We start from the raw sequence: 13,407 nt of genomic DNA, 5'->3' as shown, positions 1-13,407 counted from the left end.
TTATAAGTGCGCTTTATCTTTTTTCTTCGGTATTTTTATTGGTTGGCGAGGGAGTGAAAATCCTGCGCGTATTCTCTTAGTGTTTTACTGAGATGTCGGCGTTGTTCAAGGCTGGTACTCGTTAATATTTTTTTGGCCAGTTCTTGCGCCTGCTGTTGGCGCTGTTCCTGATTCTGGCGATATTCTGGCGACCAGAGTTGTTCTGGGTTGAGCAGTAGGCTGCGGATTTTTTCCAGGTATCCCTCCGGTTTGTTACGCAATAATTCGAAGGTTTTGGATTGCCAGAGTCTTCGTTGCTCGATGCGCTGTAGAGGGTTGTACTCCATTTTGGATACCCAGGCGGTAATCATTTTTTTTTGCTCTTCGGTAAGGGCGCCGAGCCAGCGAATGCTTTCTCTCCGGATAATTTTGTCGCGCTTATGTTGTACTTTTTCCGGAGAACGTTGCCATTTTTCCAATCTCTTTTGCTCTTTTCTCCACATATTGCCTTGTAGTTCATTAATCTGTTGTTCACTCAACTGCGCTGCCAAAGGCAGCATCAGGTTGTAAGCATTTTCACTGGCGGCTGCTAAAAACTGATAGACCTGCTTATCGATAGGTTGCAAGTTGGGCTTTTCCAGTGCTCCCTCATCGACCCTTTTTGCTAGGTTATTCAAAAAGTCGGCGTAGCGAGGGAGTTGGGTCTGTCGGTGCCAGCGAAAAAAGCTGTTGAGTGCGCCCTGCAGCTCACCTTTTTGGGTGCGGTCCAGTTCTACATATTTTTGGGCTTTCCAGCGAATCCAGTAATCCACATTGTTGTAGGCAAATTGGATGCTGGAGCAACTGTTAATAAATAGTAATAGGATTAGGAGCGTTATAACTCGCCAGAAATGGTGTATTGGCGTGCCACCCGCTTTTGTCATCGATTTTTCCTGTAGGCATTGCCCGATTGATGTCGGGGAATTATTAGAAAGCATAGATGATTAGGGTATAAGCGTCTTGTGGCGTGAAATCTCCTGTTTCTCTCGTGTAGGCCTGCTTTGGGAAGCTTTATACGCTTATCGGGAATGAGTTGAAAATGGTTTGATAAAAGAAGTGACAATGACCTCCCCAGCTATTAAAACAGCCGCTCTTTATGTGCTACCTGCACATAAACTGATAGTTGGATTCCTCCAAAAAGTTTGCTGGGAGTCCGGTTTCGGGGGGAGGGGTAGCCTGAGTGAATGATGGAATGACTACGACGATTATGGAGGCCGAAGCCCGAGAGGCTCCGGCAAGAATTGCTGAACAGCTACAAACGAATGCGAAAGTGATGGAGCGCCTGGGGGAGCGTTTGCAAGCTCATGCTCCGCGCTTTGTCATGATTGTTGGGCGGGGTTCTTCTGACCATGCTGGTGTTTTTGCCAAGTATCTGATCGAAATAGAAACAGGGACGCCCACCTTTGCTGCGGCGCCTTCAGTTTCCAGTGTGTATGGACGCCGATTGAAATTGGAAGGGGCATTGGTGCTGGTGATCTCTCAGTCGGGGCGCAGTCCGGATATTCTGGCTCAGGCGAAGATGGCCAGGGAGTGCGGCGCCTATACGGTAGCTTTGGTGAATGATGAGCAGGCGCCAATCAAGGATATTGTCGATTTACTGATTCCCTTGAAGGCGGGGCCGGAAAAAGCGGTGGCAGCAACCAAAAGTTACCTGGCCACGCTTTCGGCAATTTTGCAGTTGGTGGCTTGCTGGAGTGGTGACAAGGCGTTGCGCCTGGCCTTGGAAAAACTACCTGAAACTTTAGAAGCTGCTGTTCGCGCAGAGATACAATTGAGACCTGAGGATCTGGCTTCGGTGCAGAATCTGGTGGTGCTCGGACGCGGTCCCGGTTATGCCATAACCCGCGAGCTGGCGCTGAAATTAAAAGAAGTGTGCAATATCCATGCGGAGTCTTTTTCCAGTGCAGAATTTTTGCATGGGCCGGTAACTCTTGTTGAGGACAAGCTGACCGTGGTAAATGTCCCTATTGAGGATGAGTCATTCAAGGCGCATAGTGAGCAAATTGATGACATAGTGCAAAGAGGGGCAAGCCTGATCAATCTGCATGTGCCGAGTAAAGGAGTACATCCCCGCATCGCCCCCCTTGCTTTGCTGCAGCGCTTTTATATCGATGTTGCCCATGTTGCAGTAAACCGCGGTATTAATCCTGATGAGCCGGCAGGCCTAAAAAAGGTCACTCAGACCGTATAATAATCTGCCAGAAATTTCGGTGTAAATAATATTCAGTGTTAAGGAGAGGTTGTGGCTTTCGCCCTGGTCGCAGAGAAGCTTTTTGATGGTGAACGGATCTTGGAGGACGTGTCACTGATTATCGACGATGATGGTCGCATTGCCTCCGTTGGAAAATCCCCGCAGTCCTCAGCGACATATTTACAGGGCCTATTGGCGCCGGGGTTGGTGGATGTGCAGGTGAATGGTGGTGGTGGTGTACTGTTTAACCAAGAGCCCAATGTTGCAGGACTACGTACAATGGGCGAGGCTCATGCCCGGTTCGGCACTACAGCTTTTCTCCCCACGCTGATTACCGACCGTCTCGATATTATGCAGGAAGCTGCGAATGCGGTTAGTGCTGCGCTGCATCAGCAAGTACCCGGTGTGATCGGTATCCACTTTGAAGGACCACATCTTAGCGTGCCGAAAAAGGGGACTCATGAGCAGTCATTTATTCGTCCTCTTAGCGATGAGGAGTGGGAAATTTATGCGCGAGAGGATCTGGGTATCAAGGTTGTTACCCTGGCGCCGGAAACAGTGCCCATGGAGGATATCAGTCGATTGTCTTCTATGGGGGTGCGGGTGTGTTTGGGGCATTCTAATGCCGATGGGAAAACCGTGCGTTCGGCATTGCAGGCTGGCGCAGTGGGTTTTACACATTTGTACAATGCCATGTCGCCGTTGCATTCTCGCGAGCCGGGTATGGTGGGATCCGCTCTTGTTAGCGACGAAGCCTGGTGCGGAATTATTGCTGATGGTCATCATGTCAGTGCCGAGGCTATTACTCTGGCGCTCAAGGTTAAGCCGCGTGGAAAGCTGCTTCTTGTGACTGATGCCATGTCCCTGGTGGGGAGTGATGCGCTGAGCTTTCCGTTATTTGATCGGGTGGTAACTAGAGAGGGGGATAAGCTCACTTCAAGTACCGGAGAGTTGGCCGGTTCGCATCTGGATATGATGGGGGCAGTGCGTAATATCAGCGACTGGTGTGGCTTGGATATCTGTGAATCCTTGCGAATGGCAAGCCTCTATCCTTGCCAGTTTCTGGGTTCGCAGGGCGGAAGTATTGCTCCTGGAACCAAAGCGAATTTTATTTTGCTCGACCGTAGTTTTAATGTGCAAAAAACCTGGATCGGTGGGCGTCAGGTTTATGGTGAGTAGTGTGCCTGCCTCTCAATCAAGTTTGAGGGTTGTAGGCTTTCTCAACTACCGGACCGCTGGATTCTCGCACGATTAGACTCGGCGTAAAACTGCGGTAATTGCTATCTGACTTTACGCCGTTTAGTTGTTCTTTTTCCTGTCCTCCACGGCGATGAATATGCTCCAATAACAGTTCTGCAGCGCGACGGGCAATATCTTCGTTCGGTTGGTGAGCGGTGGTGAGCTTCGGCCAGGTCTGGCGTGAAAAGGGGCTGTCTTCGAAGCCAGCGATAGAAAGTTGTTGGGGCACCTCAATGTTTAACATGCGCGCGGCAAAAAGTGCTCCTGCAGCCATTTCATCATTACCGGCAAAGATGGCCGTGGGAGGGGTGACTGAGTGTAATAAGGCGGTCGCCCCGGCTACGCCGGAGTCAAAGGAATATTCGCCCTCTATGACCTGCTCTTCAGTAAAAGGTAAGCCAGCTTTTTGCAGGGCCTTTTTGTAGCCCGCTAGTCGGCTGAGGGTGGATAAGTGTTCGGCGCCACCGCCAAGGTAGGCAATTTGTCTGTGCCCCAGCTGCAATAAATGTTGGGTAATTGTGAAAGCGGCGGTTTCGTCATCAATTGCAATGCAGTTTTCCTCTCCCTGGCCGCAACCTTCAGAGGAAATTATCCGTACAAACTCCACATCCAGTGACTTCAAAGTATCGATAACTTCCCGGGTCTCGGAGAAAGGGGGAGTGAGTACCAGTCCGGCAACCCGGCTTTGCTCTATTAGTTTGCGCAACTCTTCATGGATGGTTTCTCTTCGGCCACTGCCAGGATGGATAAGCAGTTCGTAGCCCCGTTCGCGGCAGGCTTCGAGGATGCCGTTTTGCATGTCGATCACATAGTAGGCATTGGGGTTGTCGTAAATAAGGGCAATGGAATAGGAATGGGTACCTGCCAGATTGCGTGCGGCCAGGTTGGGACGGTAGTTTAGGGCTTGTACCGCCTGCATGACCCGCTCGCGGGTGCTGGGGCGCACAGAGGGTTCATTGTTGATGACCCGGGAAACTGTCTTTATTGATACGCCTGCGCGTGCGGCAACGTCGTTAATGGTGACTTTCATCGGCACCGATTCCTCTAGCAAAACCTGCCCTGGGGAGGCCTTAGCCTCAAGCTCATCTCATCTTCTTTGTTCGGACCATCCGAAGTAAAAAGGATCACTCGGTACTGACAGTTTGGCAGCAGCTAGTAATCCCGGTTAATGGCGGTAGTGGGCATGAGCAAAATATACTGATCTGACATCTTTTTGTAATTTTCTTACATTATTACCTTTTGGTACTAAAAATATATTTCCCGTATATCTTGCTATTGTGGCGTTTAATTCTCTTTATTGGAGGATTTCGCATCGTTTCACTTGGCCTTCCCAGGCTAATGGCTTGGTTCTTATGTCGACTATAGGTTGGCTCTTGATCTTTTTTGTAGTTTTACTACATAATGCGCTTCATCAAGCTTGCAGGGCCTTATTTTGCTAGTGCCATTTGAGGTTTGTGAGCTTTCTACTCCATCTGGAGGGGGGAGGTTTTGATCTCACTGGCCCATTAGTATCCGATGGAGTTAGTGGGCTCCGGTAAAAATTAGGCCTGGTAAGAAAGTGCATTTCTTGAGGTTTGGTAGGGGTATTGATCAAGCCTATTAGTTTTTCCTGAAAAAAAAGTGCACTTTTTTTGCTGGGTGGGCGATGGAATTCTCCAGCTTGTTCATCGCCTGCCGGGTGATAGGGCTTCGTCCGCACTACAACCCAGTCAGGCGGCGGGATTTTACTTGCCGAAAGGCCTTTTCAGGGATGAAAACTCAATGGTGGCTGTGCCGCCACCGCAATAAGGCATCGATGTCAGCTCAAGCGTGCATCGAGCAGAATTAATACGGAAGAGTCATGGTTCACAGCAAGGTTCAGGCAGTTACCGAGCGAATTATCCAGCGCAGTGAGGAAACCCGCGCTCAGTATTTAGCTCAGGTGGAGAAGGCGCACATTGAAGGGCGTGCCACTGCGCACCTGTCCTGTGGCAATCTGGCCCATGCTATTGCAGCCTCTCCAGAAAAGGACAAACAGCTTATTGTTTCCGGGCGTGGCCCCAATCTGGGGATTGTTACCGCTTATAACGATATGCTCTCAGCGCACCAGCCCTATGGGCTTTATCCGCCACGCTTGAAAGAGGCGGCGGCGCGTCACGGTGCCACTGCGCAAGTAGCCGGTGGGGTACCGGCGATGTGCGATGGGGTGACGCAGGGGCGGCCAGGTATGGAGCTGAGTCTCTTTTCCCGCGATGTCATTGCCATGTCCACAGCCATCGCCCTTTCCCACGATGTCTTTGAAGGCGCTATGTTCCTCGGTATCTGCGACAAGATAGTGCCGGGACTGGTAATCGGTGCCCTCGCTTTTGGACATCTACCCTCAATTTTTGTACCGGCGGGCCCAATGCCCACTGGGCTTTCTAATGCGGAAAAAGTACGAGTTCGCCAGCTCTATGCTGAGGGCAAGGTTGGTCGTGCCGAATTGTTGGAGGCGGAGAGCGCTTCTTACCACAGTGCTGGCACCTGTACTTTTTACGGCACCGCTAACAGCAACCAGATGTTGGTGGAAATTATGGGCCTGCAGTTGCCAGGCAGTTCATTTGTCAATCCTGGCACTGGCCTGCGCGATGCACTTAATGAAGCGGCGGTGGCACAGTTAGCAAAAATTACTGAGCCCAGCCAGCACACACCCATCGCGAAAATCCTCACAGAAAAAACATTTGTTAACGGTATTGTGGGACTGCTCGCCACAGGTGGTTCCACCAACCATACGCTGCATTTAATAGCGATGGCGCGAGCTGCCGGTATCCAGATCACGTGGCAGGATATGGCCGACCTCTCTGAAGTGGTGCCTCTGTTGTGCCATGTCTACCCGAACGGTACAGCCGATATCAATCACTTTGCGGCAGCTGGCGGTATGCAACTCCTGATGAGTGAGTTGCTTGAGGCTGGCCTGTTACATGGTGATGTATGCACGGTGCTGGGTGATAGTGGTCTTGAGTCCTATTGCCAAGACCCCTTCCTCAACGAGTCTGGTGATGGTGTAGTTTGGCGGCCAACGGCGAAAGAGAGCGGCGACACTACAGTGATTCGCCCTGTTAGCGATCCTTTCTCCCATCACGGCGGCTTACAGCTACTGGAGGGCAACCTCGGTCGTAGTGTGATCAAAGTTTCCGCGATTAAACCAGAGCATCTCAAGGTGAAAGCGCCGGCGATTGTGCTGCATAACCAGGATGAATTGCTGGAGCGTTTCAAAGCTGGCGAGCTGGAACGGGATTTTGTTGCGGTAGTGCGTTTTCAGGGACCACAAGCAAACGGTATGCCTGAACTGCATAAGCTGACTCCAACCCTGGGTGTACTGCAAGATCGAGGCTTCAAAGTGGCCCTGGTCACCGATGGGCGGATGTCCGGTGCTTCCGGCAAGGTGCCGGCGGCTATTCATATGTCTCCTGAGGCCGTCGAAGGCGGCCCCATTGCCAAGGTGCGCGATGGTGACATAGTGGAGCTAGATGCCGAAGCTGGCGTGTTGCGGGTCTTGGTGGATGAAACGGAATTACATGCGCGCGAACTCGCTCAGTGCGATTTATCTAATAGCGCCCGCGGTATGGGCCGGGAACTCTTTGCCAATATGCGCGCTATCGCCAGTGGTGCCGAGAGTGGTGCCAGTATCCTTTATTAATATGTGTCGCTCAAAAGAAACGGCGCAGTAGAAAACGATTTCAGAGCAAAATTTATGTCTAACCCATTTGATATGGTGTTATTTGGTGGTGGTGGTGATCTTGCCCTGCGCAAGTTGATTCCAGCACTGTATCGCGCTTACCGAGAGGGCAGCTTAGCAGAGGGCTGCCGAATTCTTCCTGTTTGTCGCCACCAGCAAGACGCCGATCAATATCTAAATGTGGCACTTCAGGCCCTACAGCAGCATTTGCGCGATGGTGAATATTGCAATTCCATCTGGACTGGTTTTAGCCAGTTATTACGCCCTGTGGCCCTGGATATTTCTGTACCGGATCAACAGTGGACGCACTTATCGGACATCCTCGAATCAGATCCCGAGCGAGTACGAATTTTTTATTTGGCGATTCCCCCTGGTGTTTTTGGCCCCTGCTGTGAAAACCTTTCATCCAAAGGCTTAATTAGTAAAAATTCCCGGGTGGTGGTAGAAAAACCTCTCGGTTATAACGCGCAGACTTCCGACGAAATCAATAGCAAAATTGCGAGTTACTTTCCGGAAAATAGTATTTTCCGCATCGATCATTACCTGGGTAAGGAAACCGTTCAAAACTTGCTGGCCTTGCGTTTTAGTAATGTATTGTTCGAGCACCTTTGGGATGCAAAAACTATTGACCATATACAGATTAGTATTTCTGAAACTGTCGGCCTTGAAGGCCGCGCGGGTTTTTATGATGAAACCGGTGCGCTGCGGGATATGGTGCAAAATCATCTTTTACAACTTTTGTGCCTGATCGCTATGGATTCTCCGAATTCCATGACCGCGAAAAATGTTCGAGCGGAAAAAATCAAGGTATTGGAGGCGTTGCGCCCACTAAAGGGCGGTTTGGTAGATAAAAACGTTGTGCGTGGCCAGTATGTTGCTGGAGAAATTAATGGTCAAAAGGTGCCGGGGTATCTGGATGATCTGGAAGGTGGCGCTAGTGCCACGGAAACCTTTGTCGCTTTGCGTGCATATATCGATAGCTGGCGTTGGGCGGGAGTACCTTTTTACCTGCGTACAGGCAAGCGTATGGAAAAACGCTGTGCGGAAATTGTGGTGCAGTACAAAAAAGTTTCCCACCTAGTCTATGACGAGAGTGCCGGCAATGTTGTCCCCAATCGTTTGGTTATCCGCTTGCAGCCGGAAGAGAGCATCCGGCTGATTTTGATGGCCAAGAAAATGGATAGCCTGACCACTGAGCTACAGCCGGCGGAATTGAATTTAACGCTTTCAGACACTTATGACAGCTTCCGCAGTGATGCCTATAAGCGGTTGATGCTCGATGCCGCTGCCAATAACTCGGCCCTGTTTATTCACCGCGATGAAGTGGCGGCAGCCTGGGCCTGGGTGGACCCTATTATTGAACACTGGCGTGAAACCGAAAATCAGCCCAAGCCCTATCCTGCGGGTAGCTGGGGACCAGAAGAAGCTAACGAACTGCTAGCGCGTGATGGTCGCCAATGGTTTAACGCCTACTAATGATTTTGTGGATTACCTATTTTTAAGGTAATCCATGACGATGGATGGAAGTATTCATGGCAGAAGAGAAATTCTTTACCGATCGTGAACGCCTGGTACAGGCACTGGCCTACGACTGTGCCTGCGAACTGCAGCAAGGCATTAAAGAGTCTGGTCAAGCCACTTTTCTTGTCTCGGGAGGCAGTACTCCGGAACCGGTTTATCGCGAACTTTCCAAGCGTCCACTGCCCTGGGCGCAGATTACGGCGGCGCTGGTGGATGAACGCTGGGTAGCAAAATCCCACACTGGCAGCAACCAGGCATTTATTGAAAACAGCCTACTGCAAAATAATGCCGCCGAGGCCACTTTGCTGGGTATGAAAAACACTCATAGTAGTGCTGTAGAGGGTGAAGCTGATTGTGAGCGCGCCTATGACGAGCTGCCGCGCCCCTTTGATGTGTGCATTCTGGGAATGGGTAACGACGGCCACACCGCTTCTTTATTTCCCCATGCGCAAGGGCTTGCAGAAGCACTAAATCCAGATTCGGAGAAATTGTGTAGCGCCATTACCGCGCAACAGAGTGCCGTAACCGGTACCAATACCGAACGTATGACGCTGACCCTAAATGCCATTTTACAGGCAAAAAATATCAAGCTACTGATTACCGGTGAGGAAAAACTCAAGGTTTATCGTGAAGCCCTGCTCGGTAGTGATGAAATGGAAATGCCGGTGCGCAGTATTCTCAAGCAGGGACTGAAGCCGGTCACTGTGTATTGGGCGCCTTAACGAACGATTTGGAATTGATTGATGCAGAAAAATATCGCCGACATTTTGCAGTCTGCTGGCGTTGTCCCAGTGTTGGTTATCGAGCGGGCTGAAGATGCGTTGCCCCTGGCTGAGGCCTTGCTCAAAGGTGGCTTGAATGTTCTTGAGGTGACCCTGCGTACAGAAGCGGCCTTGGCTGCAGTAGAGCAAATTGCCAAACACCTACCCGAGGCTCATGTGGGTACCGGCACAGTGCTAAATGGCGATGACCTGCGCCGTTCTGTCGATGCAGGAGCGCGCTTTATGGTAAGCCCTGGTGCTACAGAAAAACTATTGGCATCAGCGGAAAAAAGTGATGTGCCTCTATTACCCGGTGCCGCCAGTGCCTCTGAAGTAATGAGCCTGTATGAGCGGGGTTACCGTTATCAGAAATTTTTCCCTGCCGAGGCCGCCGGTGGTGTGGCCATGCTGAAGTCCCTTGCCGGTCCATTAGCGGAAGTAAAATTTTGCCCAACGGGTGGTGTGAGCCCCAACAACGCGGCGGATTACCTGGCACTTAACAACGTGGTTTGTGTGGGAGGTTCCTGGATGGCCTCAAGTGCCTTGGTACAGGAGAAAAATTGGGCCGAGATTACCCGTCTTTCGCAACAGGCTGCAGCACTGGAATCTTAATCTGTTAATTGCCTGTGTCGTTCCCGAATTGTTCGGGTAGTACTTTAGTGACTGATGCAAGTGCGCTACACCATCAGGCAAATCGTCATAAAAGTTCGCTAGAGTGCATTCATAAATGGATGCAATAGGGGATAACCAGAAGCTAAAAAAAAGGTAAAGCCAGATGAAAATTAAAGTCGCCATCAATGGTTACGGCCGTATCGGTCGCAACGTCACCCGTGCCATCTACGAGTCCGGTTACCGCGATCGTATCCAGTTGGTTGCGATTAATGACTTGGCTCCGGTTGCCTCCAATGCGCATTTGACGCGTTTTGATACTATTCACGGCCGCTTTGCCACCGAAGTAAAAGTGGACGGCAATGCGTTGATTATCGGCTCTGATAGAGTTCAGGTCTATCAGGAGCGCGATCCGGCTAAACTGCCTTGGGGAAAGCTGGGGGTGGATCTGGTATTGGAATGTACCGGCCGCTTTACTGACAAGGCTTCTGCTTCTGCCCATATCGAAGCCGGTGCTGCAGCGGTGCTGATTTCCGCTCCTTCAAAAGATGCAGATCTCACCGTAGTTTACGGCGTGAATAATAGTAACCTGACCTCGGAGCATCGCGTAGTTTCCAATGCTTCCTGCACCACCAATTGCCTGGCACCGGTGGCACAGGCGCTGCACCGTACGCTGGGAATTGAGCGGGGCTTTATGACCACGGTGCATGCCTATACCAACGACCAAAACACTCAGGATGCGGTACATGCGGATATTTATCGGGCACGTGCTGCGGCCGACAATATGATTCCCACCAAGACTGGGGCGGCGGCGGCCGTGGGTCTGGTATTACCGGAATTAAAGGGGCGCTTGGATGGAATGGCGGTTCGGGTGCCGGTAAGTAACGTCTCTCTGGTGGACTGTCAGTTTATTGCGAGCCGCGATACTACGGTTGAAGAGGTAAACCGTATTATGCAGAGCGCCGCAGAAGCCAGTGGTGGTGTTTTGAGCTATTGCGACCAGCCTTTGGTTTCTGTGGATTTTAATCACACCACCGCTTCCAGCCACTTCGATGCCAATCACACGCGGGTGAATGGAAATCTGGTGAAGGTGATGGCCTGGTATGACAATGAATGGGGCTTCTCCCACCGTATGTTGGATACCAGCTTGGCCATGGCAGCAGCTTTACAGTTGGATCTGCCGGTGGCGGAATCTGCCTGAGTATATTCTTATGATAGGTTGCCCCTAAATTAGAAAACCCTTGTGGGAAAGCCTGTGAATTCGTCTTGTACTCTAGTGGGCCGGCTAAATTTACTTTTGCAGTGCTAGCCGGTCGTAGAGATTTTCTTTCAAACAAATATCTAACGGGACCATATGATTCGCCATACAAAAATCGTCGCCACTCTGGGACCCGGTACCGATAAGCCGCGTGTGATCGATGAAATGATTCGTGCCGGCGTGAATGTTGTGCGTTTAAATTTCTCCCATGGTAGTGTCGATGACCATCGCCGTCGGGTGCGGGAAGTGCGAGATGCTGCTGAGGCCCAGGGGAAAACTGTCGCAGTACTGGGCGACTTACAGGGCCCCAAAATTCGAATTGCCCGTTTTACAGCCGGCAGCGTGGCGCTTGAGAACAATGATGAGTTCACACTGGATCTCGACTGCCCTCCGGAAGGGGGCGATGAGCATCGTGTGGGGGTCGACTACCCCAGTCTGATCAGCGATTGCCATTCCGGTAATATTCTCCTACTCGACGATGGCAAGATTCGCCTGGAGGTGACGGGCACAACTGCCAGCAAACTGTATTGCCGTGTGCTACAGGGCGGTAAACTCTCCAATAACAAGGGCATTAACCTGCTTGGCGGTGGCTTGTCCGCGCCAGCTTTAACTGAAAAAGATTACCGCGATATTGAACTGGCTGCCGAGTTGGAAGTGGATTTCCTCGCAGTGAGTTTCCCCCGCTGTGCCGAGGACCTGGAGACCGCGCGCAAGGCCATGCAGGCTGCTGGTAGCCAGGCCGCTATTGTGGCCAAGATTGAGCGCGCCGAAGCCGTTGCCGACGATACACAGATGGATGCCCTGATACTTGCTTCTGATGCGATTATGGTGGCACGTGGCGACCTAGGAGTAGAGATTGGCGATCCCGCTCTGGTGGGTGTGCAAAAGAAACTGATCAACCGTGCCAATGCGCTTAATCGTGGCGTAATCACCGCGACGCAAATGATGGAGTCCATGATTACCAGCCCAACGCCTACCCGCGCGGAAGTGATGGACGTGGCTAATGCTGTGCTGGATGGTACCGATGCGGTGATGCTTTCTGCAGAGACCGCTGCAGGAGATTACCCGGTCTCTGCAGTGGAATCCATGAGTGAGGTGATTGTGGGGGCAGAGCAGTATCTCGGCAGTGTGCCTTACTCGCCAGAGGAACATGGTGCTTCGGATCGTATTGATACCGTGATCGCCCAGGCCGCTATTGATGTGGCTGCCCGAGTGGAGAATCTCTGCGCAGTGGCTGCGTTGACAGAGTCTGGCCGAACCCCGCGTATGATGTCCCGCGCCAATACCCGCCTGCCGATTTACGCTATGACAAGGCACCCCAATGTTGCACGTCAGCTGGTACTCTTGCGCGGAGTAGAGCCCATCAGTTACGACCCAACCACGGTGCCTCTGGGGCACCTTACCGAGTCAATTATCGAAGTGCTGGGCGCGCGCATAGACCTGCAAAAAGGCCAGCGGGTATTGATCACCCAAGGTGAGCGCCTCAATGTCGGTGGTCATACCAACTCGATGCGTATTAAAGAAATCGAATAAATCTTTATGGTGTAAGTCATTACTAACGATTTGGGAGTTGAAATTAGTAATGGCTTTCACCTGAAAAGAAAAATTGTCGATAAACTTTTCATTTCTCCATTCTCAGCTGCTCACTTTTTCACCCAGCTCTAAATTCTTTCCAATCTTTTCTTCTCTCCTGGTTTGTGATGTTGTTCACGTTGCGCCTGATCCTGGAGTGGTTCTATAGATCCAACTAGTAGCTACTAGTTAAAGCAGTGAAGAGGGATGGCAGCACAAATAACTTTTTTAATGAGTTATTGCCGGTTAAATTCGAATTTGATTTTTCTTTTAGATCTTTGCAGTAAATTATCTGTTGTTAGGATGATTGCCTTTATATTTATTACGCTTAATTCAAAATATTTTCAGTAATTTATTTGTCTGCAGCGCTACACTCGTTGTCGTACTCGTGTAATACCGTTTATCTATCCCCCTCGACCTATTTGCGGTAATCTGCCCAGATAGGTCGCAATTTCAGGTATCCCTTACCGGTAGCTTTGGCCTCATCCCATCCAGGTGCCGGTAAATTGGAGCTATTGGCAAGTAGTTTTCCATAAGCTTT

General features: G+C 50.9%; 10 protein-coding genes. 8 read left to right on the top strand and 2 right to left on the bottom strand.

Annotated features, from left to right (window positions below; translation table 11 throughout):
* Positions 1-35: 35 nt before the first annotated feature.
* Entirely contained in the window at positions 36-902 is an 867-nt protein-coding gene (locus tag ACJJIO_RS05090) for a DUF6279 family lipoprotein (RefSeq protein WP_444910325.1), read from the bottom strand.
* Positions 903-1,198: 296 nt separating this feature from the next.
* On the opposite strand from ACJJIO_RS05090, the gene nagB-II reads away from it, so the two are divergent.
* Positions 1,199-2,209, top strand: a complete 1,011-nt coding sequence (gene nagB-II / locus ACJJIO_RS05085) for a glucosamine-6-phosphate deaminase NagB-II (protein WP_444910324.1) — start codon at positions 1,199-1,201, stop codon at positions 2,207-2,209.
* Between the two features lie 51 nt (positions 2,210-2,260).
* On the top strand, positions 2,261-3,388 hold the full coding sequence (gene nagA / locus ACJJIO_RS05080; RefSeq protein ID WP_444910323.1) for an N-acetylglucosamine-6-phosphate deacetylase: 1,128 nt from the start codon (positions 2,261-2,263) through the stop codon (positions 3,386-3,388).
* A gap of 16 nt (positions 3,389-3,404) precedes the next feature.
* Here the strand turns inward: nagA and ACJJIO_RS05075 are convergent, their stop codons facing one another.
* Positions 3,405-4,478, bottom strand: coding sequence for a LacI family DNA-binding transcriptional regulator (locus ACJJIO_RS05075; RefSeq protein ID WP_444910322.1), 1,074 nt, complete (start codon positions 4,476-4,478; stop codon positions 3,405-3,407).
* 810 nt (positions 4,479-5,288) lie between these two features.
* On the opposite strand from ACJJIO_RS05075, the gene edd reads away from it, so the two are divergent.
* The 6 genes from edd (at position 5,289) to pyk (ending at position 12,827) form a co-directional block, all read left to right on the top strand.
* Positions 5,289-7,106, top strand: coding sequence for a phosphogluconate dehydratase (gene edd, locus ACJJIO_RS05070; RefSeq protein ID WP_444910321.1), 1,818 nt, complete (start codon positions 5,289-5,291; stop codon positions 7,104-7,106).
* A gap of 54 nt (positions 7,107-7,160) precedes the next feature.
* On the top strand, positions 7,161-8,621 hold the full coding sequence (gene zwf / locus ACJJIO_RS05065; RefSeq protein ID WP_444887006.1) for a glucose-6-phosphate dehydrogenase: 1,461 nt from the start codon (positions 7,161-7,163) through the stop codon (positions 8,619-8,621).
* Between the two features lie 56 nt (positions 8,622-8,677).
* The gene (gene pgl, locus ACJJIO_RS05060) at positions 8,678-9,388 is read left to right on the top strand and encodes a 6-phosphogluconolactonase (RefSeq protein WP_444910320.1); all 711 of its coding nucleotides are present in this window, start codon (positions 8,678-8,680) and stop codon (positions 9,386-9,388) included.
* Positions 9,389-9,409: 21 nt separating this feature from the next.
* The gene (locus tag ACJJIO_RS05055) at positions 9,410-10,039 is read left to right on the top strand and encodes a bifunctional 4-hydroxy-2-oxoglutarate aldolase/2-dehydro-3-deoxy-phosphogluconate aldolase (RefSeq protein ID WP_444910319.1); all 630 of its coding nucleotides are present in this window, start codon (positions 9,410-9,412) and stop codon (positions 10,037-10,039) included.
* Between the two features lie 163 nt (positions 10,040-10,202).
* On the top strand, positions 10,203-11,237 hold the full coding sequence (gene gap, locus ACJJIO_RS05050) for a type I glyceraldehyde-3-phosphate dehydrogenase (protein ID WP_444910318.1): 1,035 nt from the start codon (positions 10,203-10,205) through the stop codon (positions 11,235-11,237).
* Positions 11,238-11,390: 153 nt separating this feature from the next.
* Complete coding sequence (gene pyk, locus ACJJIO_RS05045; protein ID WP_444910317.1) at positions 11,391-12,827, top strand: pyruvate kinase; 1,437 nt, start codon at positions 11,391-11,393, stop codon at positions 12,825-12,827.
* Positions 12,828-13,407 lie beyond the last annotated feature (580 nt).

It is taken from the genome of Microbulbifer mixtoriginis (SeqCode), from assembly GCF_052467235.1.
This window is presented reverse-complemented; position numbering and strand designations above follow the sequence as displayed.